Source organism: Rossellomorea marisflavi (genome assembly GCF_022170785.1).
Classification (GTDB): Bacteria; Bacillota; Bacilli; order Bacillales; family Bacillaceae_B; genus Rossellomorea; species Rossellomorea marisflavi_B.
The window spans coordinates 3,579,661-3,605,959 of record NZ_CP081870.1; the positions used below are offsets into that span (position 1 = coordinate 3,579,661).

Sequence of the window (26,299 nt, forward strand, 5' to 3'; positions counted from 1 at the left end):
AACGTATGAGTATATTAAACCATATCACCTCATGAAATGCAACCACCCTGTTTCGCACGTAAAAAAGACCCCTTCCACTAAGAGAACGGGTCCGTCTGCACAGGTCCATCAGTTATCAATGAACCAGCGAATCTTCATTTTCCAAGTATTCCTTCAGGGCATCCAGAATCAGGATCAAGTAAGAGGTCGAGTTTCCTCCCCGCTGGTCGATGAGGCGGATATCCTGCACAATCCGTTTGACTTCTTTCAATTCGAGCGTTTGGACAAGGATGTCGCTGACCTGTTCTGCTGAGTAGTTACCAAGATAGGTTTGCTTGAGGGTGGTGCGGCTTCTTCTGCAGAAGCTCTTCAGTAGCCTTCTAGCTTCATGTGCCTTGAGCGTTTCCATGTTTTCACCTCGCAAATGAAAATCGTATGTACCATAAAAAAAGCCTGCCAAAAAAGAATGGCAGGATTAAATGCTTGGCATTTAATGGTCATTCCTTTTCGGTAACCCGGCGATCTTAGTTTTTCCAAACCTTAGACCCGTGGCTTTGCGTCCCGGCCTTTCAACCGGTTTGCCTTTATCGAAGAAATTCGCTGGCTGGCTTTCCTATTACTAGGTATTACAACAATTATACTAGAAAACGTAATGCTTGAAAACAGAGAGTTCATATATGTTCTAAAATAGACATTTTTTCACTCTGTCACCACTCTTATGCAGGTACAAGCAACTACTCCATCAATTTCGCAATCGGTTTTGATACGAACAGGACGATGATCCCAAGGACAATCGTGACGATCCCGATCAAACCGAAAATATCGAAGTATCCAAGAGATTGAGTGTACGTTGCAAGGACACTTGCAAGCTTATTGGCTACGGCTGAACTGGCAAGCCAAACGCCCATGAGCACGGATGTCAATTTAAGCGGGGACAGCCTGCTGACCATGGATAGGCCGACAGGTGAAATCATCAGTTCCGCCAACGTATGAAGGAAGTAGGTGAAGACCATGAACAGCATGTTCACCCTTACCTGTGAATCATCACCGACCATGACTGAGGCCGGGATCAAGATAAAGAATCCAAGACCCACGGTGATCAGACCCATACCCATCTTGGTAGGCGTCTTGAAATCACCATTTTTCGTCTGGGAAAGTTTGAACCAGAGCATGGACATGATCGGTGCCAGCAGCATGATGAACAGGGAGTTCAACGACTGGAACCATTCCGTCGGGATGATGAAATCGCCGAGATGACGATCGATGTTTTCTTCTGTGAACAGTGTAAGCGAGCTTCCAGCCTGTTCAAATGCTGTCCAGAACGCGATGGTGATCACGGCAAGAATGACAATGGCAATCGTCCTGCGCACTTCCTGTTTCGTCAGGGGTGCCTTGCTGGCAGTCTCGGTGTGCTCCTGCACCTTCTTGGCTGACTCTTTACCGATATCACCAAGGTATTTGTTCCCAAGGGTATTGAATAGCACCTGGCCGACAACCATACCGATCGCGGCTGTCAGGAAGCCGTATCTATAGTCCATGAGACCGACGACAAGGGGAGCGACGAACGCACCCAGGTTCACACCCATATAGAAGATGGTGAACGCACCGTCCCGTTTCGGGTCATTGATATGATAGAGTTCGCCGACGATCGTCGAGATATTCGGTTTGAAGAATCCGTTCCCGATGATCAACAGGGCGAGACCCAAGTATAGGGCACCCATGCTTTGATGAAGGAAGATCGAGAAGTTCCCGAGTGCCATGAGGACCCCACCGATCGTGATGGCCGTCCGTCTAGGCAGGAATCGGTCTGTCAGATAGCCTCCGATGATCGGGGTGAGATAAACCGCCGAGGTGAACGTACCGTATAAACTGATTGCCGTCGTCTTATCGGCTCCCAGTCCACCGTTGATGGCCGTGGCGGTCAAATAAAGGACAAGGATGGCCCTCATCCCATAATAACTGAATCGCTCCCAAGCTTCTGTTGCAAATAGAAGATAAAGCCCAGGAGGATGCTTCTTTCTGAACTCAGATGACTGCTCTTGATGTATGTTTGCTTCCACGATGATGAATCCTCCTTTGAAACTGTAAAACACATACTCTGCCGACATGGGCAGAAGCGGATAAAACTGTTGAAATAGAAAGAAAATAACCTAGCTGTGAGGGGGTATTTATTCATTCTAATGAATGTTTATAATCATTGTCAAACATATATTATGAATTCATAATATTAAATTTATAATAATTAAGTAGGTGTTCTATTATTTGGAATCTCTTACGAAATCATCCTTACGTAAAGGTGAAATGATTGAATGTGAATTAAGGAAAGAATGAAACTTTCGTGGGGCTTGTGCGTACATATGAGTAAGGATTTCTGAAAGACATTGGAAAAACGGCACAAAAAAACATCCCCTCCGATTGGAAGGGATGCTTGGGAATTAGAAGTTGATGTATTGACGCGGGTTGACCGCATTGGATTTCGCTGCGTTCCAAGGTCCTGCGTGAAGCTCGAAGTGCAGATGCTGACCGAATGAGTAACCTGTGTCACCCATGTATCCGATCTGCTGGCCTTTTTTGACTGATTGACCATTACCCACAAGTGCGGAAGACATATGAGCATATACAGTCGTGAAGGTTTTACCATTGATCGAGTGAGTCATGTATACAACATTACCGTAACTTGAGCTGTACTCGCTGCGGATGACGATACCATCAGCTGCTGCAACGATCGGAACACTTCCGCGTGCTGCAATATCAGTACCCCAGTGCATACGAGGCTTGCCGTTCAGGATATCTGTACCAAAGTTCGTTGTGATGGCTCCAGATGCCGGACGAGTCCAAGCGCCTGAGCTAACTGCTGGTGCCGGTGCGGCTGGTGCTGATTTAGCCTGTGGTGCTGAAGAAGCTGATGCAGATGATGATGAGCTGCTGCTTGCACTTGCCTGAGCTGCTGCCTGCTCTGCTGCACGCTTCTTGGCTGCTTCTGCTTCCTGACGCTTACGCTCTTCTTCTTGCTTACGAGCAAGTTCTGCAAGACGTTCTTGTTCAGCCTGGATTTCACCTTCGATGCTCTTTTCACGTTTGGAAAGCTCATCTGATTCTTGTTGAAGGTCAGCTTTTTCAACTTCCAATGATTTCTGTTGTTTTTCAAGCTGCTTGAACAATTCGGCTTTTTCCGCTTTTTGACTGTCCAATTCTTTTTTCAAGGTTTGAAGGCTCGCTTTATCCTTTTCAAGGGACGCAAGCTTCTCTTCTACCTGTTTCTGTTTCTTTTCAAGTTCTTCTTGATCACGCTTTTGCTCGTCCATGATCTTTTTGTCCGCACTAACGATCGTGTTGACTGCTGTTACACGGTTGACGAAGTCTCCGAAGCTGTCAGCTCCAAGTAGGACGTCTACATAGTTGGCTGAGCCGCCTTTTTCCTGGATGGCACGCGCACGCTCTTTCAGAAGTTCATTACGCTCTTCGATCTTCTGTTTCAATACCTCGATCTCTTCTTTAAGCTTATTGATTTCAGCGGTCGTATCATCGATTTCTTTTTCTTTGTCTTTGATCTTTGATTCTGTATCGTTCAGTTGTTTACCAAGTACATCGATCTGTCCTTGGATATCTTTTTGTTTGCTGACGGTTTCATTGATCTCAGACTTCTTAGAATCGATTTTACCGTTGACTTCCTCTTTCTTTGAAGAAACGTCATCCTGCTGCTTCTTCAGATCGTCCACTGAAGAGTGGGCGCTTGCAGAGGTGCCAAGACCTCCGATTGTCAATACTGCTGCGATGGATAATGAGACGAAATACTTCCTGTTCAAGCGGCATGCTCCTTTCAGCTTCTATCAACCTATCAAATTTTACACTCTCAAGAATTTACGGACGGACATGAAGCTTCCCCATGCCCCGATGAGACAACCCATCAATAGGATCAATCCGTTTACCTGGTAGATGAACGGGGTAAAATCTAATACCTGAATAAAGTGACCTTGTAGTTTTGGTTTAATAAACTCATATGCGTAGTAATAGCCTGTTGTAACAAGAGCAATCGGGATAATAGAACCTAGGATTCCGAGCCAAAGCCCTTCCAGTATGAATGGCCAGCGTACGAACCAGTTGGTTGCACCGACCAGTTTCATTATTTCGATTTCTCTTCTTCTGGCAACAATCGTGATTTTAATCGTATTCGAGATAAGGAACATCGCCGTGAATAATAGACCGATGATGAGGACAAGCCCCACGTTCCTGCTCATTTCCAATACATTAAATAACTTCTCAACTTTCGCTTCCCCGTATAAGGCTTCATCGACGTGATCATACGTGCTGATCTCTTTTGCGATTTTACCGGTTTCGACTGGGTTGGTCGCTTTTACTACATAGACATCGGATAGTGGATTATCCTGTTCAAAGAGTCGGAAGTCATCTCCCATATCTTTCACAAGATTCTTAAGTTCATCTTCTTTCGAAGAATACTCAATCGATTCCACTCCGTTGAGTTTTTCAATCTTATCGTTGATTTCCTGCGATTGTTCTTTTGTCGTTCCGATATCGAGGAGTACCCGTACTTCTACGTCCTTCTCGATGTCTGTCGCGACTTTGTTCATATTGAGCATCAGTACGACGAATACTCCTACCAATAGGAGCGTCACCGTCACTGCACTGACCGATGCAAAGGTCATCCAGCCGTTACGTCCGATACTCTTGAAACTTTCCCTGAAATGCCGGCCATACGTTCTAGCTTTCATAACCGTAGTCACCTCGCTGTTCGTCTCGCACGATCCTGCCGTTTTCGATGGCAATGACACGGTGCTTGATTGTATTTACGATTTCCCGGTTATGAGTAGCCATGATGACCGTAGTCCCACGGTTGCTGATTTCTTCAAATATATTCATGATGTCCCAAGAGGTCTCCGGATCAAGGTTCCCGGTCGGCTCATCGGCAATGACCAGCTTCGGGGTGTTGACGATCGATCGTGCAATCGATACCCTCTGCTGTTCTCCTCCGGACAATTCATCCGGCAGCATCCTTGCCTTGTGCTTGAGTCCTACGAGATCCAACACTTCCATGACACGCTTCTTGATATTCTTCGGGTGCTCTTCAATGACTTCAAGTGCGAAGGCAATGTTTTCATATACGTTCATTTTAGGAAGCAGTTTGAAATCCTGGAAGACGACCCCTACATTTCTTCTGAGGTAAGGAACTCTACCATTCTTCAATTTCGCTAGATTAATACCGTTCACGATGATATCGCCTTTGGTCGGCTTCTCTTCACGGTACATCATCTTAATGAAGGTCGACTTACCGGCCCCACTCGGCCCAACGACATAAACAAACTCTCCTTGTTTGATGCTGACGTTGAAACCATTCGCAGCCATGACCCCATTGGAGTACTGCTTATATACGTCTTTCATTTCGATCATTCAATCACCTAATTTTTTATGTAGTTCCCCTCTTGGCTGTCGGTCATATGTACTCGTCGGGATGATTCTGTACCGTTCTCCCATTTTGGTGAAAAAACTCGAATCGTGCTCCCGAAAATTATTATAACATCACTTCTTTCGATGTTAAGGAAAAAAATTATTACAGTTTCGTTTCAAGAAAAGGGTAAATGTGTAATATATCCCTTTTTTCATAGGGTTTTTAAAGGGTTTTCAGGCGTTTGATAGGAGGATTTGACTAGCACCTGGTCATAAGGACTGATCATGATACCAGGATGGGTTATAGGGATAAACGTTGATAGATAAGAGGTTTGCTAGAGGAGAGTTGGTTATAAAAAAGGGAATATTCTGACGAATAATAGGAGTGGTCAAGGTGTTTCGGGGTTTGTAATATAATCTTAAAGAAAGGATTGGGGTAAGAAGAATCCACCAAGGGATCCTTCTTGATAGTGCGTTATTTTTTGTTGGAAAGCCATTCGGCAACGGCATCCGCCTCTTCACCTTTGATCAGGTTCTTCGGCATCTGGCCTCTTCCGTTTTCAATGACATGAAGGATTTCATCCTTGCTGAGCCTCTCCCCTACATTATTGAGGGCAGGACCCATGCCGCCTTCGAGGTTGCCACCATGACAGCTTGTACACTTGTTGTTGACGATCTTCTCGGGATCTACCTGGCCGGTACTTGTTTCCGTACTTTCGTCGTTGCCACAAGCAGCGAGGACAAGTGAAGCGCCAAGGAGGGCACCAATGAGTTTCTTCTTCATTCATTCTCCCCCTAGGAAAAATTTAGTGAGGTTCACTTCCTCATTATACGATCATTATACCAGCGTTAGACCCGTTTGAAACCTTCCCCGAGGACTTCCGAAGCATCCATTGTGACGACAAATGCTGATGGATCAATGGTTTTGACCAGTTGTTTCAGTTTTGTGAATTCCGTTTGATCGACGACCACCATCAGGATCGGGCGTTCATCATCGGTATAACCACCGTATGCTGATAGTTTTGTCACACCGCGATCGATCTTATGCAGGATCCCTTCACGGATCTCTTCCTGTTTGTTCGTGATGACCAGCGCCATCTTCGACCGGCTGATGCCGACCTGGACGAGGTCGATCGTCTTGCTTGTCACGTATAGGCCAATGAGAGCGTAGAGACCACGCTCGATATCGAAGACGATGGCCGCCGAAAGGACGATCATCCCATCGATGAGGGCTACACATGTACCAAGGGAAAGACCGGTAAATTTATTGACGATCTGAGCTGCCAGATCGGTCCCTCCAGTAGATGCTTTCCCCCTGAAGACGATTCCTAAACCTAAACCGACTCCGATTCCGCCAAATAGTGCTCCGAGAAGGGGATCCGTCGTCCAAGGCTCCCAGCTCTCTGTGAGGAATACAACTAATGGAAGAAATATAGTTCCGATCGCTGTTTTCACTCCGAACTGAAGACCGAGGAAAATCAATCCGGCAATGAATAAGGGGATATTGAATGCCCATTGCACGTACGCAGGCTTCCAATCGAGAACCCCTTTCAAGATCGTGGATATCCCGCTCACCCCGCCGGAGGCAACCTCATTCGGCAGCAGGAACACGTTGAAGGCAATGGCCACGATGGCCGAGCCGATGATTACAAATACATATTCAAGCCATTTCTCCCGGGCTGGATCTATATTCCGCCCTCTCCCCTTCAATACCATGTATCTTCCGACTCCTTTTTTTATCCGTTACGTTAGTATGAGTAGTTCAAATGCTTTGCATGCAGGGGCGTGAATCCCCTCCATATCAACCTTTGAGAGTATAGCATGGGGTCGGGGTGGTGTAAATGACAGCCCAATGCCGTATTAAAGTGGTAGTGCGGCGGGATGTAAAAAGGCCGATCCCGTTTTGGGACCGGCCTCACTCTTATTGGATTTTCGAACGCAGGTACGCGTTGATGAACGGATCAAGATCTCCGTCCATGACGCCCTGCACGTTTCCTGATTCCGTATTCGTACGGTGATCTTTCACCATGGAGTACGGATGGAATACGTAGGAACGGATCTGGCTTCCCCATCCGATTTCTTTCTGCTCACCACGGATCTCGGCAAGCTCTTGCTCCTGCTCTTCGATCCTGCGCTGATAAAGCTTCGCTTTCAGCATCTTCATGGCTGACTCACGGTTCTTGATCTGTGAACGCTCGGACTGACAGGTCACGACGACGTTCGTCGGTAGATGCGTGATCCGCACGGCGGAGTCGGTCGTATTGATATGCTGACCACCGGCACCACTTGCACGGTACGTATCGATCTTCAGATCCTCTGTACGGATTTCGATGTTGATCTCTTCGTTGAATTCCGGCATGACCTCACATGACACGAAGGACGTGTGTCGGCGGCCTGACGAATCGAACGGCGAGATACGGACAAGACGGTGAACGCCTTTTTCCGCTTTCAGATAGCCGTAGGCGTTATGCCCCTTGATGCCGAGTGTGACGCTCTTGATTCCGGCTTCATCGCCTGGAAGATAATCCAGGGTCTCCACTTTGAATCCGCGTTTCTCTGCCCAGCGCGTGTACATACGGAGAAGCATGGAGCCCCAGTCCTGTGACTCGGTACCACCAGCACCCGGATGGAGCTCAAGGATGGCATTATTTTTATCATGTTCTTCACTGAGTAGAAGCTGAAGTTCGTAGTCATTCAAACGGGTGATGAGCTCTTCAAGCTCGCCTTCAAGCTCCTCTTGAAGCTCCTCGTCAGGCTCTTCCTTCAGTAGTTCGAGGGTCAGCTCAAGGTTCTCATGAGATTCAAGGAGTGCATTGTATTCATTCACCAGATCTTTCAGGCCGTTCCCTTCATTGATCAAGCCTTGTGCTTTTTGCTGGTCATCCCAGAAATCGGGTTGGACCATGATTTCATCGAGCTCCTGGATTCGTGCCTCTTTGTTTTCTAAGTCAAAGAGACCCCCTGAAGTCCGCTAATGTCTTAGCTGATTTTTCTAACTCTGATCGAATTTCTGCATGTTCCATTTTATTCACCTCTAGTAGTATTTGGGTCCATCTTTTCAGAAAAGTACCCGGAGCAAGGCTCCAGGCAATTTCCCTCTTATCCGGTTATCCCGTGGCAGTGCTTATATTTCTTCCCGCTTCCGCATGGGCATGGATCATTTCGTCCGATGCTTTCCTTGCGGCGGAGGGGCTTCCTCTTCGCCTTCTCACCGTCTTCCTTCGGGTTGACGGCCTGGCCTTTAGCCACTTCCTGGCGCTCAAGGTTGTTTTTGATTTCAGCCTTCATGATGTATTTTGCGACATCTTCCTCGATGGAGATGATCATGTTCTCGAACATGGCGAAACCTTCATGCTGGTATTCACGAAGCGGATCGGTCTGACCGTACGCACGGAGGTGGATACCCTGTCTGAGCTGATCCATGGCATCGATATGATCGATCCATTTTTGATCGACAGCGCGGAGAAGGATGACTTTCTCAAACTCACGCATCTGCTCTTCAGACATATCGTCTTCTTTTTCATTAAGCTGGTGATGGACATCCTGGAAGATGATGTCTACGATCTCTTCCGGCTCTTTGCCGCGAAGCTCGTTTTCATTCACTTCGCCTTCAGGGAGCAGGTTCGCATTGACGTAATCAATGATGCCTTGAAGGTTCCAGTTTTCCATCTCTTCTTCCTGCGTATGGGCAGCCACCTGACGCTCGATGACCGATTTGATCATACCGTCCACGATGTCGCGGAGGTTTTCGGAATCGATGACTTCATAACGCTGCTTGTAGATGATCTCACGCTGCTGGCGAAGGACATCATCATATTGGAGGAGCTGCTTACGGGCATCGAAGTTATTCCCCTCGACCCGTTTCTGGGCGGACTCGACGGCACGGCTGACCATCTTGCTTTGGATCGGTTGCGTATCATCCATCCCGAGGCGCTCCATCATGCTCTTCATGTTGTCGGAGCCGAAGCGGCGCATCAGCTCATCTTCCATGGAGAGATAGAATTGGGTGACACCCGGGTCCCCTTGACGTCCGGAACGTCCACGGAGCTGATTATCGATACGGCGGGATTCATGACGTTCTGTACCGATGACGGCCAGTCCGCCAAGCTCGATGACGCCTTCACCCAGTTTGATATCCGTACCACGACCGGCCATGTTCGTGGCGATCGTAACGGATCCAGGTTGTCCCGCTTCCAGGATGATCTCCGCCTCGCGACCGTGGTTCTTCGCATTGAGGACGTTATGGCGTACGCCTTTTTTCGTCAGGAGCTTCGAGATGAGCTCGGATGTTTCGACGGCGACTGTACCGACGAGGACCGGCTGCCCCTTCTCATGACGCTCTTTGATATCCTCGACCACTGCAAGGAACTTCCCTTCCATGGACGCATAGATCAGATCGGCACGGTCATCACGGACGATTTCCTTATTCGTCGGGATGACGATGACGTTCATGTTATAGATGTTGCGGAATTCCTCTTCTTCCGTCTTCGCCGTACCGGTCATACCGGATAGCTTTTCGTACATACGGAAGTAGTTCTGGAATGTGATGGTGGCCATGGTCATGCTTTCGTTCTGGATCTCCAGGCCTTCCTTCGCTTCGATGGACTGGTGAAGACCGTCGCTGTAGCGGCGTCCCTTCATCAGACGTCCCGTGAAGGAATCGACGATGATGATCTCGCCTTCCTGTACCACATAGTCCACGTCGCGGTGCATGCTTACATGAGCTTTCAGCGCTTGCGTGATATGGTGGTTCAGGGTGACGTGGGTGATATCGAAGAGGTTGTCGATATGGAATGCCTTCTCGACCTTGCTGATTCCGTCTTCGGTCAGCTGGACGCTCTTCGTCTTCTCATCATACGTAAAATCATCTTCTTTGTTCAGGGTGCGCACGACGGCGTTCGCCTGGATGTAGAGTTGAGGCGTACGCTGTGCGTTACCGGAAATGATAAGCGGCGTACGGGCTTCATCGATCAAGATGGAGTCGACCTCATCGATCACGGCGAAGTGAAGGGGACGCTGTACCATCTGCTCTTTATAAAGGACCATGTTATCACGCAGGTAGTCGAATCCGAATTCATTATTCGTACCGTAGGTGATGTCGGCGCTGTATGCTTCGCGCTTCTCTTCTTTCCCCATGGAGTTGAGGTTCAACCCGACGGAAAGGCCGAGGAACTCATACAGTCTGCCCATTTCTTCAGCATCACGGCTGGCCAGGTATTCATTGACCGTGACCACGTGGACGCCTTTGCCCGTGATGGCATTCAGGTAAACCGGCATCGTCGCCGTCAATGTTTTACCTTCACCGGTCTTCATCTCGGAGATGTTTCCTCCATGAAGGGCGGCACCCCCCATGAGCTGGACGCGGTAAGGATAAAGACCGAGTACACGGCGTGCCGCTTCACGAACAACTGCAAACGCCTCGACGAGCATATCATCGAGTTCTTCCCCTTTTTGATAGCGCTCCTGGAAGCGGACCGTACGCTCACGGATTTGATCATCCGTCAGGCGCTCCATTTCAGGACCGAGGGCTTCTATTTGATCAGCAAGCTTTTCGAGCTTCTTGATTTCTCTTTTATTTCCATCAAACACTTTATTCAATAATCCAAGCATTCATAAACGCTCCTTTATCTGTGTTTACGGTGAGGGCTTCATCCATTATAAACGTCTTACATGAGATTCCCATGAGAAATGTGCTCTATCTTTATTCGAGACAGAGTCCTTGAATTCCTTCATGCGTATACCTACTAATCTTACCACTATCATAGGGGGGTTACAACATATTGGGAAAAAGGGACCCTTGTAAAAAGACCGCCACTTCTGTATGAAAGGGCGGTCTCCTTTTATGTCTTAAGCTTTTTGTTCCTTCAGCATGCTGTACACAGTGTCTTGGTAGCTCTCCCAGATCTGCTTACTCCGTCTCGAGATGCTGTTGGCCGATACGTCGAAATGCTCGGCAAGCTCCTTCTGCACGTGACGGATGCTGATCTCGTCGATATTCTTCGCCATATCGACCATGGCACCTGAATAGATCTTCGGATTGCGGATTGTCGGACGCTCAGTGTAGAAGTACTTCTCAAGCACAGCAACAAGAAGGGCACTCTCCTTCTTGTTCTCCCCTTTTTCCTCCAGGTAATCCTGAAGGGCCTTGATGGCCTCTATGTACTCAGGAGTCTTCCAGATCTCGACGCCTTCGATGGCTCCCGTCGTCTCCTCTTTCTCCTCTGCAGGAGCAGGCGTTTTCGCAGCCTTGCGCTTCTCGGCACCGTACAGGACGAAGCCGACGTCTGCAAGCTCAAGGTACTGCCCGGCAAGATACTCTTGCAAGTCGTCAAACTCGCCTTGCTGGAAGCGGATCTTCACCATCTCCGAAGCCCCTTTCTGGATGATCGGATAGATGAAGTATTGAGCGAACGGGATGTAGCTGTCGCCATTCGGCAGCAGAAGCCCAAGGAAGAAGCTGCCATCTTCCATGTGTCCGAACGCTTCCTTCACCAACAGCTCATCGCCCGTGATGGCTTCCGTCACGCGAAGCGTCTCGTCATCGACCTTCTCAACGCTCCCCGCTGTGATCCGTACCTTCTTCCAAGACTCAAGACGTTCTGCCGTCTGTGGACGGGTCACCGTTTGCTTGTCCACGAACCGGTCGATAAGACGGAGCCCTTCCTCATCCTTCTGGGTCACCCCATACCAGCTCACAAACGCCATCTCATAAATATCGGGATCGGCCTTCATCAGCTCCATCTTGGAAAGATACTGATGATACAGCTCCTCCATGTGGGGAGATTGCGTCGTCGCAATGAAATCATACGCCTGTGCCTGAAGCACATCCAGCTCCTGCTTCACCAGCGCATCGATATCAATGGCATTTTCTTTTCCGTGACATTTCTTATATTTTTTCCCGCTGCCACATGGGCAAGGTTCATTTCGTCCAACTGTATTCATTCCTGTTACCTCATTCATTGTTGTTACCTCCAAAATAGTTCACGACCTTCACACAAACACTCATTATATAACAAGTAAGCCTTACTATAAACCGTTTTAACGCAAGAAAAAAGAACCAGCCCCTGTTCCAGGCCAGTTCCCGTCTCCTCAACGTCCCTGATTTTTCATGAAATCGAGGACATCGAGGTCGATATAGCTTTCATCCTGCTCCCGCATCTCGAAGTTCTCTGTATGAAGATAATCCGTCAGGCTCTGATGCAGCGACTTCTTAGGGTCCTTGTAGCCTAAGCGCGTGAGTTCCCTGTCCAATTCATCACGGAGCGTCCCTTCGATCAGGACGACCCGGCCGGAATCGGACGGTTTGAAGTAAAGTTGGTGCATGCGGAAAATCCGTTTCAGCTCCTCGATCGGCGATGGATGGTCGTCCACACGAAGATCGATGTAGCGATCATTGAATCCTCCGTAGCCACCCTCATCTTTTACCACAAGAAGGGCGGCAGACTGCATCCCCCTCGAGTCGCCCCCTGCATCCTGTCCGGCGCTCAGGGCGGTGAGAAGTCTATCGGCAAGAGAGCCGGATGCTGCTTCGAACGTATCGAGCATCGCTTGGACCGTTTGCTCGTCCACTAGGATATTCCCCTGAACGGCCACATGCTTCCCTGTCATCCCTCCAGCCCAGTCATAGCAGCCTTCTCCTGTATACGTGGCCGGATTGCCATGGGCGTCGGTGATCCCTACCTGTCGGAGATGCCGTTCAGTGTCGTCTTTCGTAATGAGCTCCAAGGCTTCCTCTGCCGTTTTTCCTTCTTCGAGGAGACGGAGTGCTTCGGGACCATAAGCGGTATTGGCGTAGGACTGGGTGGCAATGGCGCCGACGCCTGCTTTGGCAAACGGGACGACGGAGCCGACGGCCAGGAATTTGGACTGGACGGCGATGCCCCATTCCTGGGTTTCGGGGTCATGGGCGACGATGGAGTAGGTCATGTTTGGGTTCCTCCTTTATAGTGGGTTGTGCAGATCATGTCATGCGAGACTATGTGTGCGTCACGTTATACCGCTCAGCGGGCGGACCGGACGCCGTCACATAAACGGAAAGGGTCCTGCGGTCTGGTGAGACCGCAGGACCCTTGGCTATTCATTAATGCGTTTCGATCAGGCCGTACTTGCCGTCTCTACGCTTGTATACGATATTGGTTGCGTTCGTCTCCGCATCCGTGAAGATGAAGAACGTGTGCCCGAGCATATTCATCTGAAGGATCGCTTCCTCGCTGTCCATCGGCTTCAGATTGAAATTCTTCGTACGCACTACTTCCGTATCATCCTCGAGCTCATCCACTTCAGGCTCTGCCACCCCGTTCGGTGCCACATTCCCAAGATCCTCCTGAGCCGCGAAGAACTCCTTCGGACTGCCCTTCTCACGCATCTTGCGGTTTACCCGCGTCTTATGCTTACGGATTTGACGCTCAAGCTTATCGACTATTAAATCGATCGCCGCATACATATCCGTGTTCCGCTCTTCTGCGCGAAGCACCAGATTCGGCATCGGGATCGTCACTTCCGTCTTGGTATTTTTATCAGGATAGACTTTCAAGTTAACGTGCACATTTGCATCAGGAGTTTCATTGAAATAACGCTCCAACTTACTGATCTTCTTCTCCACGTGTTCTCGAATAGCTGGAGTTACCTCAATGTTCTCGCCACGAATGTTGTAATTCAACATGTAAACTCCTCCTTTAAAAATAAAGCTATGTTGTATATATTCTTCATTCCCTTTCGTATTCCTGCTTAAACTTTCTTAATTATTTGTCAATTTTGTGGAGGGGGTGTAGAAAATGGTAGATTGGTGGCGGGGTTTTGGGGATTGGGGCGGGTTGCTATGGGGTGGATTGGCGGGGTTTGTCGAGGTGTGACGGATTTTGTGCCTGGCACCTTTTAGCCTTTTTGTGCCTGGCACCTTTTAGCCTTTTTGTGCCTGGCACCTTTTAGCCTTTTTGTGCCTGGCACCTTTTGGCGTTTTTGTACCTGGCACCTTTTGGCGTTTTTGTACCTGGCACCTTTTGGCGTTTTTGTACCTGGCACCTTTTGGCGTTTTTGTACCTGGCACCTTTTGGCGTTTTTGTACCTGGCACCTGCATTTCATTCGGTGCCAGGTACAGCGCAGACAGTATGTAGCCAACTTTGTTATTACACTTTCCAATCGTTAATACTCCTTCTTGTTTCTACATAAAGCTTGTATTTTTGGCGGGAATCTTCGCCCAGTAGTGAGAGGATTAGCTGTGTATGGACCAGTGAAGTTGAGGATCCTTTTACGTAAACAGAATAACTGCTCCAAGGATAATCTTCTGCTAGTTTCGTATAGTTTGCTTTTACGGGATTAAGATGAACGTAGGCGCTTGTATCGAGGAGTTGTTTGTGGTTTCGAATGGGCTTTGAGTAATAGCGGTCCTGGAAGAGATGACCGACATAGTCGTACCTTTTATTGAAATAGCGGGCGTATACCGAGTGAAGGTAGTGCATGATGGAAGATGGGGAGTGATCGATGGTACCGATGATGAGGTGAATGTGGTTAGGCATGAGGCAGTATGAATGGAGGTGGAAAGGGTAGCGAATTATTACTTTTTGTAGGAGTGTGAGGTAGTGGTGATAATCCTTTCTGTCGCGAAAGAGGTTATTCTTACGATTTCCTCTAGCAGTGATATGGTACATGTCACCCGGCACCCAGATTCTTTTGGTTCTTGGCATATCATGCTCCCTTCAATATTAGTTAGACTCTGTATTCGACAATCTTTCACAAAACCCTCCAAACGAAACGAAAAAACCTCCCAATCAAGAGAGGTTTAATTTCGCTTATCGTAAAACATTCCATCCGTTTGCATTGACTCATATGGATTGGTGTATCTCTGAACGGTCGTTTTTGTTTTACTGACGCCATTCATATCCCGCTTTATATCGATCTTCAAACCTGCCAGCTTTTGATTAATCTGTTTGTTCCATAGGACGATTTCTCGTCCCAAACGCTGTTCCTCTAAAGAGTACGGTGGCGTGATTGAGGGCAGAAGCTGCTCTCTTTCCACTAGAAGGCTATCGATGGTATTAATCTTAGAGTCACGATCTTCTTCCCCCTCCAAAAGGGCTTTCAGCTGTTTCGTAATGCCGTGGCATTCAAGGACAGCACTCATTATGCTTGTCCACTCTGGCCAGCGTATTGCTTTTGGCGATTCATCTGAATTACTTGTTTCCATGTATTCCGGAAGTCAGTGACATAGCCCTCTACTTCTTCCAAGATAGACAGATCGTTTTTAATATTGGCTTCAGTCAGTCTGTGATTGATGTATTCGTATAATGACAGGAGATTCTTCGAGACTTCGACATTCGTATCCAATGTGACCAGAAGTTCGTGAATAATCGCTTGAGCCTTTTGGATATTGGTGTTTTTCAATTCAATGTTTTTTTCGTTTATGGCTTGTTTTGCAATGTGAAGAAACTTCAGGCAGCCATTGTAGAGCATGAGGGTGAGTTCCCCTGGCGCCGCGGTATTGACAGAGTTATTCTGGTAGGCGGCATATGGGTTGTTGATGGCCATGGTGACACTCCTTTATTTCAATTATGAGAACTGTTGCATGAGATAAGCAGACTGGGAATTTGCTCGTTGTACTGCTTTCTCCATAGCCGTAAACTGGCTCCAGTAACGGCTTTCGACTTGCTTCATACGTTCCTCAAAACGTGTAATTTGCGAATCCATGTTTTTCAGTAACTTTCCGATGGAGAATGTATCGTTAACTGCTGATGATTTACCTGCCTTTTTTTCCACATTCGTCATTGTTGTTTTGAGGGTCTCCCTCATACGACGTGCAATCCCCTGCTCAGCCGAGGTCGTACCATTCTTGGCAAAAAGATCATAGATGGCGTTCGGATCTTTTGAGATGGCTTCCTTGAGCTTGGATTCATCAATGATTAATTTTCCCCGATCGAGGTAGTTACTTGATGTTTTGATTCCTATTTGTGTAAGCTGATTAACATCCTTGCTCCCACCAGAGACCGATGTATATAGATCTGTACGCATTTTATTCAATCCAGATGTGAGGACGGAATCATTGCGGAGAGTCCCGCTCCGGGCTTTTTCTTCCCACAGCTTAATTTCATCTTCCGACATATCCTTCTTCTGTTCAGATGTTAGAGGCTGAAAGTCACGGAACTTCGATTTGTTCACTTCGCCGTTGACCTTCTCAATCAGCTTGTTGTACTCATCTACAAACTTGACGATGGATTCCATGATTTTATCTACATCAGGTGCTGAAGAGAAGGTTACATTCGTGTTGGATGCATTCTTCAAGGTAATCTCGACTCCGTTAATGACGAAGGTATTGGAAGATCGCTCGGTCTGCATGCCGTTATAGGTGAAAATAGCGTTTTCTCCAACCGATCCTCTTCCTGCATCTTTTGCTATTACATTCGTCGCATCAAGACCCATTTCTCCAAAGAAATCCCCCTCAAGCTGAATTTCAGCTTCTGAACCACCACTTCCACTGTTCTTACTCATCACAGACATCTGTTTCGTCTTCTCATCGAAAAACATGGTGACCCCAGTTTTCGAGTTGATTTTCGAAAGAAGGCTTTCCATGGTTTCTGCCGTTGGGTCAAATACAATCTCCGTGAATTTATCCGGCATCGTACCATCTGCATTAATTGCTTTCACTTTAATGGTTTGTTGCCCTATTAATGTCAAGGATTCGCTTAGTTTTTTCTTTGGATCAAAACCTGCGTCTGCTTGCTGACCATACATAGTTGCAGAGGTTGCCAGTTTCTCAACTTTGATCGTTCCATTAAAGTCGGAAGTGGATGCCAGATTTTTAATCGAAATGTCATTCGGGTTAGAAATATTCACCGTCTTTTGGATGTATGTCGCCTGCTTCATGACACCATCAAAGATCATATTACTGAAATTGAGCATTTGGCTATTCATTTCCCGGTAGTCATCACGCTGCCACTCGAGGTACTGCTTCTTTTGATTCAATTTATCTAAAGGGATTCGCTCTGCCTTCATCAAGTCGCTGATGATTTGATCGGTATCCATACCGCTGGCGAGTCCGCCTACTCTCATATTCGCCAAGAACTACACTTCCTTCCTTTACGCTTTCTTATCTACTACTAATCCCATAAACTCAGCCATATCTGCATGCATATCCAAGAATTTTTTTGCGGGAATCTCTTTGACTATCTCTTGAGTAACATCATCCACGATCGTTACGTAATACTCATTGAGTCGGTCATGATATTCAAACTTCAGATGAGTATTAGCCGAAGATACAAACTCGTTCATACCGTTCAAAGCAGTCTTTACGGATGTTTCTGAAACAGGTTTCTCTATTGGTGCGGACTGCTTCTCCTCTACCCTTACATTCTGTATCAACTCGTTCATGTAGTTGCTTACTTTTTGTTGAGTGTGTATCCCAATTGTTCCACCTGCCATAGCCTGAAACCCTCCTGGTTATTATAGAAATAATATCGGTCATTTCCGAGAGAAAGTTTAGTCTTTCTTGCAAGTTCACTAATAAGGGGGTTACTATTATGTTATAGGAACATTCGTTCTGTTAATGAAGGGTGGGATGATCTTGACTTCTATTCATTCAATGCTGTGCGGTAAGCTATTAGGCGACGGATCCATCACACAACAAGCGGGAAGGAAGCCACGATTCGCTTTCAATCATGCAGCCAAGGATAAGGAATGGTGTTTTTATTGCTATCACTCTTTAAATCCATATATACCCTTATCTCCCCCTGCTTACAAAAGATCAATGGATTCAAGAATCAAGAAGGGATTCTCAGAGTCATACTATGTTCAGTCCAAATCAAACCCTCTAATTACAACCCTTCGCTCGATTTGGTACCCTGACAACAAAAAAAGTCTTCCGCACGATTACATCAGCAGGCATCTTGATGCTTTAGCGTTGGCATGGTGGTATCAGGATGACGGCCACTTGAAAAAAGAAAATGAAATTCCTCGCAAGATCATATTATCTACAGAGAGTTTTACTCATGCAGAAAACCAATTTTTAATAAACCTTCTCTATAATAGATTCAATCTGCACTTTGCTCTGGACGGTCAAAACCGATTACTATTGTACGACCAATTTCAGATCCTCTATTTTCTTCATCTGATCACTCCTTATTTAATCCCAGGAATGCACCGCAAGATAATACGTCTCTATGCCATTAAACAGAGCGTCGCCGCTTCCAAGCGAACGACGATTTACCTACCCGCACTATTCAAATTGAAGCTTCCTACAAAAGAAATAAATGAGCAGCTATCTATTCTCACAACCCTATACGATGAGATTAAAAGGGAGAGATTTTATTCAAACGTGTTGTTAAATACAGTAGAAGAGCTCTCAACTCAAGAACTAAAACCCTACCAAATTATGATAAAACCAGGTAATATGGAGCTTTGTTTAATCATGAAGAGTATTACGGGGTTAAACATGAGTCAATTATCATCTTTATGTTTTTTGATGAATTAGGAGACATATAAAAAAGAGGCCCTGAGACCAGGACCCCTTTAAACATAAAATTAACGAAGAAGTTGAAGCACACCTTGTGGCTGTTGGTTTGCTTGCGCAAGCATCGCTTGAGCTGCTTGAGAAAGAATTGAATTCTTCGTTTGTTCCATCATTTCTTTCGCCATCGTGCGAACATTTACTTTCATAAATGACCAGACTATATCTTCACCCTTAATGTAAGGGGTTGGGCACTTCGGATCCACAGTGCTGATGGACACTGTCTCACCTACGGATTTCATCATCATGAGCAAGGCTGTTAGATGGTCTATCCTAGTCGTTGAACCTTCTCCAGGGTTTCCCCACAGGAGCTTGGCTGCTGATTGCCCAATCTCTTCTTTTCTCATAGCCATCGCATCTGTCGTTTCCAACTACGCTGTGGCAAGAAGAGCTCTAAGGGGTTTCCAGCAATTCACCCAATCATAATCACTGACCGTTACCAGTCAGGACGACTGTACTTGTTGCTGCTTAGGCAGCTAAAGTATAATCTACGTCGCGAATTCGAGATTCTGCGGCCGTTAGGTTTTCGGAAGAAGTTCCGAGGTTGTTAATAGTGTGCTCTAGACGATTTTGCACCGCACCCAATTTACCACGCTCAGAAGATACAGATGCAATCGCTTTGTCAATCACGTCGATTGATTTTGAAGCATCCTCTTTATTGGAAATGTTGAGCGCTGCTTCTGCTTGAATGTCGTTCGTTCCATTGGTCACTGAATTAGAAGAAGTAAATCCAGCTTGACCCGCGTTACCAGTGATTCCAAGTGCAGCAGAACGCATATCGTTAATTGATAGAGACATACTTTGTCCAGTGTTTGCACCGATTTGGAATTTAGTATTGTATCCAGTACCCTGAGCTCCTGGTCCTACTACTTGAGATACGTTACCAAGTTTGTCCGTTACATTTCCAGTATTTACAGTGAAGCCAACTTGAGCAAGCGGTCCACCTGTTCCATCTGTCAGAGAGATATCTTTACCTGATTCAGAAATAAATTGAATTTCATTATCTTTAGACAAAGACACAGTAACTTTATCTGAAATTCCAGCTTCTTGTAAAGACGCATTTAAATCTTTGACAAGATCCTCCATAGCCGCTTTGGCAACATTAGAATCTGAATTCCCAGTATCATAAGTTTTACCCTCTTTAAGGGTTACAGTCACTGCGCTCTCGCTTCCAACATTGACTTTAAACGTGGAGTTTGCTGCAACAGTATTTCCACCTGTAAGTGCTGTAGCTGCTTGTACACCATGGCGTTCAACAGTTGCTGGTGTTCCTTTCACTTCAGTTCCAGTAGCAGCTGCGTTTGCAAACCCTAGCATAACAGCGGCAGCATTATCGTCTGCTTCGATTGTAATAGAGCTACTTGCACCTTGGGATTTCGCAGTAAAAGTTAACGCTGTACCATTGTCTTTAATATCCACTAAATCAGATAACTTTGTTCCCCCAGAAGTAACATTACCTAATTGTTCTATAAGTTCATCTTTGGTGATAGCAGTAGCTTCTACAGCTGGTGGACCAGCGTCAGCAAGTACACTAAAGTCTTTGGCAAGAACTGATGTAACATCAAATGTCTTTCCATCAACTTTAATTGTTGCACTTGTTAAGTTTGTAGCATCTGCATTCCCAACATATGTTGTTGCCCCGACTATTTCAGCGCTTTTTGCATCTGAAATTTTCGCCCCATCACTAGACCCTACACCACCATTAAGCAACTTTTGAGTATTAAACTCAGTAGTGTTACCGATACGGTTGATTTCAGAAGTGAGTTGGTTTAATTCATCTTGCATTGCTGTACGGTCTGAATCTGTAGATGTACCATTGGCGGATTGGTTTGAGAGTTCACGCATACGTTGAAGGATTGCATGTGTTTCATTTAGAGCTCCTTCAGCCGTTTGGATTAGGGAAACACCATCTTGGGCATTTTTAGCAGCCATGTCCAATCCACGAATCTGACCACGCATTTTTTCAGAGATTGCTAATCCAGCAGCATCGTCTCCTGCACGGTTGATACGAAGACCTGAAGATAGTTTTTCCATTGATTTAGATTGAGCATTTGTCGCACTGTTCAATTGACGGTGCGTGTTCAATGCAGCGATATTGTGATTGATTCTCATTGTGTTGTTTCCTCCTTGAAAGTAAGTTCACGTCCTTGTGAACTGTTTGGTTTTGGTTTGCCGGGGAGGAAGAGGTCGGCCGCCCTTTCCTCTTTGGCTTACATTAGTAGTATCGGTCGTTTTTCCTGGGTGTTTAGTCGTTTAGGAAAAACTTTTTTATTCGTTTTTCGGGAGGAGGTTAAGTAGGTTTTGGATACCTTTTGAGGCTTCCGTGTTTTGTTCTTTAATGGATAGATAGACTTCCTTGCGGTGGATGTCTATGTGTTTAGGAGCATCGATCGCTAGTTTGATTTGGTCTCCTTGGATCGAGACGACTTTGATTTCAATGTTGTCTCCGATTTGGATGCTTTCGCCGGTTTTCCTGGTGAGTACGAGCATGGAGTCACCCCTTCTTTCCGGCTGGCTGTGCCAGGATTTGGTGTTGGGTGCGGTAGTTGGTGTCCGTTAAGATGACTTGCTTCCCACTTTTCTTCACTGTGTTTATGATAATTGGTGCCTGGAGATTGGCTGTCGATTCCTTGAATGGGTCTTTTACTGTCAGGATTGAGAGGACTTGAATACCCTCTGTTGTCGGATTACCAAGTTGATCTAGACTTGCGTCATCAAGTTCGAAATCATATTCAGGGAAAAAGAGGAACGGATTTGTCGTGATGAAAGCAAGGTCGGGTGTAACCGTAGACTGGAGGATTTGGAACCACTCATTATCCTCTAAAGGTAGTAGAGCAAACTGTTTTTCGTCATGAAAACCTGGTACCCCATGTGGGAATGAAAAAAGTTCTTCATCATTGACAGTGATGTTGCCGTGATAGGCTGTTTGGATGTTCATGTGTCACATTCCTTTGTTTAGATTTTCACCTGGTGCGACCCAGTCGATTTTAAGGTCCGCATATCGTTGCATGGCGATGTTCACTTTCGCTGGTGTGAAGTCGACAATTGGTTTATTCGTCCGGGTATTGTTGATGACCTGTTTGGGCTCAATGTTCACCCTTACGTTTCCCGGATCGTACCCGATTTTGACGCTGCCGGCCGATGGGATGAAGCCTATATTAAAGTCATAAATTGGACTCGCACTGTTGCGGTCCGCCTGTTCGGCCAAGGCATTTCCACCGTTTTCGATCATCATGAGCTCATCGCCGTCCCCCGAGACGCGCGCCATGCCCTCGAGCCAGTCCTGATAGCCTTGATTCGCAAAATCTTCAATCCGCCTTCTGATTGATTTGAGATCCATATCCGCCCTGGCTTCAGTTTGATCGATGGTTAGTTTGGACGGAGTTCGTTCAATGTCCATCTTGGCCTGTGGCTGCTGGATGTCTACATCCGCATTTGGTTGCTGCATATCGAATTGGCCTGGTGTGGTCTCAATGGAGATCGCGGCATTGGTTGATTGGATACGGATTTGCGGGACATTCATCCTGTTCACCTCTCTATGGTAAAAGGGACCGACCGCAAATGGTCGGTCCCTTTATGTACGTTATCGTAAAAAGTCCATCAGGGTCGGCTGCATGATTCTTGCCCCAACGCTGAGTGCTGCACGGTGGACGCTTTCCTGTGATTTTAAATCAGTGATGACCCGCTCAATTTCAGCATCTTCATTATCAGACATGATGCGCTTCGCCATTGTTTCTTGTTGAGAAAGACGGTCATCGACCATTTCTAAACGATTGTAGCGAGCTCCTAGGTCGGATCGTTCCGACGATAGTTTTTCAATGACACGATCCAGTTTATTCAGCATGTCATCTAGGTCCGTATCATCATTCGACTCAAATGCTTTCTGAATAGAGTGCAGCGTATCAAACATCTCCTGATTAAAAACTTTACCCGGTGTGACATTTGCCTTCAAAGTAACTCCAGGTGATACCTCTACGATATAATCTCCGATGGCTGTATTACCAAGATTATCAGCAACCTGTGGCGCACTTCCGTCTGCTGGTGCTTTGTCCTTGATCGGAGATTTATTCACGTCGGTCCCGTGGTAGATGTAGCGACTGCCGACTTTAGTTTCGGCGATGGTGATCATATCCTGTTTAATCTGTCCAATTTCAGCGGCTACGGCTTTCTTATCATCTTCTGAAAGGGTTCCATTTTTCCCTTGGAGAACTAGCTCCCGGACCCGTTGAAGCCCTTGGTTGCCTTGTTCTAATCCAGCTTCCGAATTATCCATCCACAAATACAGTTCAGACAGATTCCGCTTATACTGCTCCACCCCGCTTACATTGGAGCGGTAGAACATTCCCTTCATGGCGACGACTGGATCGTCTGAAGGACGGGTGATCTTTTTGCCGGTGGAGAGCTGATCCTGAAGTTGGCCCATCCGGCTGTAAGAAGAACTGAGATTCCTCATTGAGTTATTAGTCAGCATGCTTTGGGTTACGCGCATGGTTCATTCACCTGCTTATCTTCCAACGGTTCCCATGCCGTTGATGATTTTGTCGAGCATTTCGTCCTGTAGGGTGATCATCCGGGCAGAGGCGTTGTAAGCATGCTGGAATTTGATCATATCCGTCATTTCTTCATCAAGGGATACACCGCTTACGGACATGCGGCGTTCGTCGACGGAGGAACGAAGGACGTTTGAGTTTTTGGTAAGCTTGACGGACTCCTGGGATTCAACCGCCATTTTACCGATGACAGATTCAAAGTGGCCTTGGAAAGAAGATTCCTTTTCGCCGTATGGAAGTTTGGTAGTTGTGATCAGGTCGGCCAGCTTTTGAATGTTGGATGTGTCTCCCGCTGTCGGATTTCCGATTCCGGCTGTGGCGATGTTATCAGGGTTGCTCATTTCATCGGCGATCTGGATCCGCTGGGCGAAGCCTTCTTTATTTACGTCTTCAAGGTCCGCACCAGGGGCCTTTCCATCCTTGAAGAATTTCGGCGTAGTCGACTCAAAGTCTTCAGGATCGAAGTTCGGATCTTCCATCTGCGCGACCGTGAGTCCTTGCTGATGCTGTTCATTGAATGCCTTCGCAAATACATAGGCCATATTATCAAGTTCGTCAATCATAGCCACATAGGATCCCGTAGCTTTTCCATCTTTATTCGTATACCCATACGAATCGATCAAACCACGAAGTTTTCCTTCCCCTTGGCTAAGGAAGCTGTTGATGTCCAGGGTTTGATTGCCGATTTTCACAGAGTCAACTGATTCTTGCGGTCCTTTGGTCGAAAGGGAGAGTTCATTCACACCGGCCTTATCCACCAGTCTGATAGCGAAATCTCCATCCTTGCCAACGAGACTCACAGATACTGAGCCTTCTGCTATTGCAGAGGAAGCTCCTCCATTCGACTGATAGCTTGTCTTGATTGGCACAAGGGTTGAGAGTTGATCCAATAGGCGATCACGCTCATCGTAGAGATCATTCGGAAGATAGCCGTGTGGTTCTACTTCAGCAATCTGCTTGTTCACTTGATCGATCTGCCTTGTGAGGGAATTGATTTGCTTTTCAGTCACGGCCAGTTCATTTTGAAGGTCTTTTCTGACGCTTGTCAGTGATGTGGACAAATAGTTAAAGGTTTCTGCCACGGCTTTTCCGCGTTGGATCACAACGGAACGTGCGCCGGTATTCGATGTATCACTCGCCAAATCCTGCAGGGACTTCCAGAAAGAGTCCATCGTACTAGACAATCCAGATTCAGAAGGCTCGTTCATGATTTCTTCCATCTTCTGCATGGATTCCATCTTGTTTTCCCAGTATCCGAGTTTATTGTTTTCATTGCGGTATTGAAGGTCAAGGAAGGAGTCCCTTACGCGCTGGATTGAACCCGCTTCGACTCCTGTACCAAGCTGTCCGGGAATCCTGGGACTGTTAAAGCCCGGGGATGGGAAAGCTTCAGTTGGGTTGAAGTTGACGCGTTGCCGGGAATAGCCCGGTGTGTTGGCATTCGAAATATTGTGTCCGGTCGTGTAAAGGGCCCCCTGCTGGGTGTACATGCCCCTTTTGGCTGTTTCAAGGCCCATGAATGTGGATCGCATCTTGATGCCTCCGTTTCTGATCTATGCTTTGGAATCAAACAAAGACCGGCTCGGCGCCGGGACTTTATTCTCATCGTTCGGTCTTGTATAGTTGGTCTGCTCTTCTTTCGGCTGCAGAGCCGACAAGCTCATATTCACAAATTGAAGAGATTGATATACGAGCTTTTGATTAAGTTCATTTTGCTCTTTTAACTCAGCAATGATGGACGTCAGTTTCCCATGCCAATGGGAGAGTGTTTCTTTCTCTTCTTGGGATGCCGTTTCCATGCACTGTAAAAGGGTCGGGGGCTCATCAAATGATCGACCATTCGATTCAGCATATTGCTTGGAATGGATTTGACGATCATTCTCTACCGTCTGAATAGCGGCAAGATGTCGTTGTTCATCTTTTAATACGCCATCCAATTGGCCCATCTCACTCGCCTTGATGATGGTGGTTTTTCGTTTGGAGAGGTCGAGGAGGCTCATATGCAGTTTATGGAGTTTGTCTAATGTTGTGGTTAAGGCATTGAGTGACATGGTAATCCCCTTCCCTATTATTCTCCGTGATAGAATTGCTTCAGGCTTTTGGCGATGGCCCCTGCCTGGATCGTATAGTTTCCGCTCTGTACCTGTTCTTTCAATGCATTAACTTTGACTTGGCGATCGCTTTCCAATTTGGACACTTCCTGCATTTCTTTAGCCCGTGAAGAAATTTCCACCTTATCCGAAGGAGCACTTCCCCCTTTGACAGGTTGGTCAGCTTTGTTTTGTTGTTGCTTATATGCTTGGATATTGTAGTTCCCGATCTGATTAATCTTCAAATCCGTCTACCTCCTTTTTCCGTTCTTTCCGAGTCTTATAGTAAGTATATCGGATGATTGGGAGGTTTGTTTAGTGATAGGATATGGTTCATTTTCCCTTTTTGTAAGTATAGTACGTAGGACCTGACTCCTTGAGGGATCGCTTCCATTGTTCATCCGTTTCATGCTGTTTTAGGTCTTGGATAAGGGACGTTTGGCACCCTTCGCAGATTCTTGCGCTGTGGATGATCCTTCCGCACCGGTCACATGGGTAGCCCATGTTCGGGAACTGTCTTGATTGGATGCGGCCTTTTCGTACCCATTTGTGAAGCAGTTCTTCCTCTACGCCGGTAACGTCGACTACGCGTGCGATGGACGCGGCACGGTTTTCGCGTTTTTTCAGGAAGTGGATGACGGTTTCGAAGAGGGTTTCTTCTGATTTATGGCATGCTTCACATACTTCGCGGAAGCGGCTTTTCATGAATAACGCGTTGCAGCGCGGACAGTTGTTTACTTCTGACATGGTTCATTCCTCCGTGTTTGGCTGGTTCCCTTCT

The 26,299-nt window shown here is 46.7% G+C and carries 27 protein-coding genes, 1 pseudogene and 1 riboswitch; of the genes and pseudogenes, 1 reads left to right on the plus strand and 27 read right to left on the minus strand.

Going from position 1 to position 26,299, the window contains the following annotated elements:
- Positions 1–115: 115 nt before the first annotated feature.
- The 17 genes from K6T23_RS18705 to flaG all read right to left on the minus strand — a co-directional run bounded on the left by K6T23_RS18705 (position 116) and on the right by flaG (position 17,794).
- Positions 116–388, minus strand: coding sequence for a hypothetical protein (locus K6T23_RS18705; RefSeq protein ID WP_048006648.1), 273 nt, complete (start codon positions 386–388; stop codon positions 116–118).
- A 97-nt stretch (positions 389–485) separates the two neighbouring features.
- Positions 486–572, minus strand: a riboswitch (cyclic di-GMP riboswitch).
- Between the two features lie 141 nt (positions 573–713).
- The gene (locus K6T23_RS18710; protein ID WP_056540301.1) at positions 714–2,039 is read right to left on the minus strand and encodes a peptide MFS transporter; all 1,326 of its coding nucleotides are present in this window, start codon (positions 2,037–2,039) and stop codon (positions 714–716) included.
- Positions 2,040–2,414: 375 nt separating this feature from the next.
- A complete protein-coding gene (locus K6T23_RS18715) occupies positions 2,415–3,785 on the minus strand; it encodes a murein hydrolase activator EnvC family protein (protein ID WP_056540298.1) in 1,371 nt (456 codons plus the stop codon).
- Between the two features lie 39 nt (positions 3,786–3,824).
- The gene (gene ftsX, locus K6T23_RS18720) at positions 3,825–4,709 is read right to left on the minus strand and encodes a permease-like cell division protein FtsX (RefSeq protein WP_048006645.1); all 885 of its coding nucleotides are present in this window, start codon (positions 4,707–4,709) and stop codon (positions 3,825–3,827) included.
- The gene (gene ftsE, locus K6T23_RS18725) at positions 4,699–5,385 is read right to left on the minus strand and encodes a cell division ATP-binding protein FtsE (protein WP_053429081.1); all 687 of its coding nucleotides are present in this window, start codon (positions 5,383–5,385) and stop codon (positions 4,699–4,701) included. Before ftsE ends, ftsX begins: the two co-directional genes overlap by 11 nt.
- A gap of 472 nt (positions 5,386–5,857) precedes the next feature.
- On the minus strand, positions 5,858–6,166 hold the full coding sequence (gene cccB / locus K6T23_RS18730; protein ID WP_142129352.1) for a cytochrome c551: 309 nt from the start codon (positions 6,164–6,166) through the stop codon (positions 5,858–5,860).
- A gap of 65 nt (positions 6,167–6,231) precedes the next feature.
- Positions 6,232–7,098 (minus strand): YitT family protein, encoded by an 867-nt coding sequence (locus K6T23_RS18735; protein ID WP_053429080.1) that lies wholly within the window; start codon positions 7,096–7,098, stop codon positions 6,232–6,234.
- A 205-nt stretch (positions 7,099–7,303) separates the two neighbouring features.
- Positions 7,304–8,405 (minus strand): peptide chain release factor 2 gene (gene prfB, locus K6T23_RS18740; RefSeq protein WP_142129353.1). Its coding sequence is split into 2 segments (ribosomal slippage): positions 7,304–8,332 and positions 8,334–8,405, totalling 1,101 coding nucleotides; the frame shifts between segments, so codons are not numbered across the junction.
- A gap of 76 nt (positions 8,406–8,481) precedes the next feature.
- Positions 8,482–10,992 (minus strand): preprotein translocase subunit SecA, encoded by a 2,511-nt coding sequence (gene secA, locus K6T23_RS18745; RefSeq protein WP_148984705.1) that lies wholly within the window; start codon positions 10,990–10,992, stop codon positions 8,482–8,484.
- Between the two features lie 237 nt (positions 10,993–11,229).
- Positions 11,230–12,342 carry a YecA family protein gene (locus K6T23_RS18750; RefSeq protein WP_238282560.1) on the minus strand — a complete coding sequence of 371 codons (1,113 nt, stop codon included), beginning with the start codon at positions 12,340–12,342 and terminating at the stop codon, positions 11,230–11,232.
- Positions 12,343–12,471: 129 nt separating this feature from the next.
- The gene (locus K6T23_RS18755) at positions 12,472–13,308 is read right to left on the minus strand and encodes a DUF1028 domain-containing protein (RefSeq protein WP_238282562.1); all 837 of its coding nucleotides are present in this window, start codon (positions 13,306–13,308) and stop codon (positions 12,472–12,474) included.
- Positions 13,309–13,462: 154 nt separating this feature from the next.
- Positions 13,463–14,044 (minus strand): ribosome hibernation-promoting factor, HPF/YfiA family, encoded by a 582-nt coding sequence (hpf, locus tag K6T23_RS18760; RefSeq protein WP_048006637.1) that lies wholly within the window; start codon positions 14,042–14,044, stop codon positions 13,463–13,465.
- 464 nt (positions 14,045–14,508) lie between these two features.
- Positions 14,509–15,066 carry an REP-associated tyrosine transposase gene (locus tag K6T23_RS18765; protein ID WP_337946922.1) on the minus strand — a complete coding sequence of 186 codons (558 nt, stop codon included), beginning with the start codon at positions 15,064–15,066 and terminating at the stop codon, positions 14,509–14,511.
- Positions 15,067–15,161: 95 nt separating this feature from the next.
- Positions 15,162–15,503 carry a flagellar protein FliT gene (gene fliT / locus K6T23_RS18770; protein ID WP_238282564.1) on the minus strand — a complete coding sequence of 114 codons (342 nt, stop codon included), beginning with the start codon at positions 15,501–15,503 and terminating at the stop codon, positions 15,162–15,164.
- Positions 15,503–15,907 carry a flagellar export chaperone FliS gene (gene fliS / locus K6T23_RS18775; protein ID WP_238282565.1) on the minus strand — a complete coding sequence of 135 codons (405 nt, stop codon included), beginning with the start codon at positions 15,905–15,907 and terminating at the stop codon, positions 15,503–15,505. The genes fliT and fliS overlap by 1 nt, the downstream gene beginning before the upstream one ends.
- Positions 15,908–15,928: 21 nt before the next feature.
- Positions 15,929–17,425, minus strand: a complete 1,497-nt coding sequence (locus K6T23_RS18780) for a flagellar hook-associated protein 2 (protein WP_238284471.1) — start codon at positions 17,423–17,425, stop codon at positions 15,929–15,931.
- Between the two features lie 27 nt (positions 17,426–17,452).
- Entirely contained in the window at positions 17,453–17,794 is a 342-nt protein-coding gene (gene flaG, locus K6T23_RS18785; protein ID WP_238282567.1) for a flagellar protein FlaG, read from the minus strand.
- Between the two features lie 160 nt (positions 17,795–17,954).
- Between flaG and K6T23_RS18790 the strand changes: the two genes are divergently transcribed.
- Positions 17,955–18,842, plus strand: a complete 888-nt coding sequence (locus K6T23_RS18790) for an endonuclease (RefSeq protein ID WP_238282569.1) — start codon at positions 17,955–17,957, stop codon at positions 18,840–18,842.
- Between the two features lie 50 nt (positions 18,843–18,892).
- Here K6T23_RS18790 and K6T23_RS18795 read toward each other — a convergent pair.
- The 10 genes and pseudogenes from K6T23_RS18795 to K6T23_RS18840 form a co-directional block, all read right to left on the minus strand.
- Positions 18,893–19,009: pseudogene (locus K6T23_RS18795) on the minus strand (flagellin); the annotation flags it as partial.
- A 337-nt stretch (positions 19,010–19,346) separates the two neighbouring features.
- On the minus strand, positions 19,347–20,990 hold the full coding sequence (locus K6T23_RS18800; protein ID WP_238282571.1) for a flagellin N-terminal helical domain-containing protein: 1,644 nt from the start codon (positions 20,988–20,990) through the stop codon (positions 19,347–19,349).
- A 156-nt stretch (positions 20,991–21,146) separates the two neighbouring features.
- Positions 21,147–21,368, minus strand: a complete 222-nt coding sequence (csrA, locus tag K6T23_RS18805; protein ID WP_238282573.1) for a carbon storage regulator CsrA — start codon at positions 21,366–21,368, stop codon at positions 21,147–21,149.
- A gap of 4 nt (positions 21,369–21,372) precedes the next feature.
- Complete coding sequence (gene fliW / locus K6T23_RS18810; RefSeq protein ID WP_238282575.1) at positions 21,373–21,816, minus strand: flagellar assembly protein FliW; 444 nt, start codon at positions 21,814–21,816, stop codon at positions 21,373–21,375.
- A gap of 3 nt (positions 21,817–21,819) precedes the next feature.
- Positions 21,820–22,401, minus strand: coding sequence for a DUF6470 family protein (locus K6T23_RS18815; RefSeq protein WP_238282583.1), 582 nt, complete (start codon positions 22,399–22,401; stop codon positions 21,820–21,822).
- A 60-nt stretch (positions 22,402–22,461) separates the two neighbouring features.
- The gene (flgL, locus tag K6T23_RS18820; protein ID WP_238282585.1) at positions 22,462–23,367 is read right to left on the minus strand and encodes a flagellar hook-associated protein FlgL; all 906 of its coding nucleotides are present in this window, start codon (positions 23,365–23,367) and stop codon (positions 22,462–22,464) included.
- Positions 23,368–23,382: 15 nt separating this feature from the next.
- Positions 23,383–24,960 carry a flagellar hook-associated protein FlgK gene (flgK, locus tag K6T23_RS18825; RefSeq protein ID WP_238282587.1) on the minus strand — a complete coding sequence of 526 codons (1,578 nt, stop codon included), beginning with the start codon at positions 24,958–24,960 and terminating at the stop codon, positions 23,383–23,385.
- A gap of 21 nt (positions 24,961–24,981) precedes the next feature.
- Complete coding sequence (locus tag K6T23_RS18830; protein WP_238282588.1) at positions 24,982–25,479, minus strand: flagellar protein FlgN; 498 nt, start codon at positions 25,477–25,479, stop codon at positions 24,982–24,984.
- A gap of 17 nt (positions 25,480–25,496) precedes the next feature.
- Positions 25,497–25,763: a flagellar biosynthesis anti-sigma factor FlgM gene (flgM, locus tag K6T23_RS18835; RefSeq protein WP_238282600.1), complete on the minus strand. Its 267-nt coding sequence runs from the start codon at positions 25,761–25,763 to the stop codon at positions 25,497–25,499.
- 88 nt (positions 25,764–25,851) lie between these two features.
- Positions 25,852–26,265, minus strand: coding sequence for a TIGR03826 family flagellar region protein (locus tag K6T23_RS18840; RefSeq protein ID WP_238282602.1), 414 nt, complete (start codon positions 26,263–26,265; stop codon positions 25,852–25,854).
- Positions 26,266–26,299 lie beyond the last annotated feature (34 nt).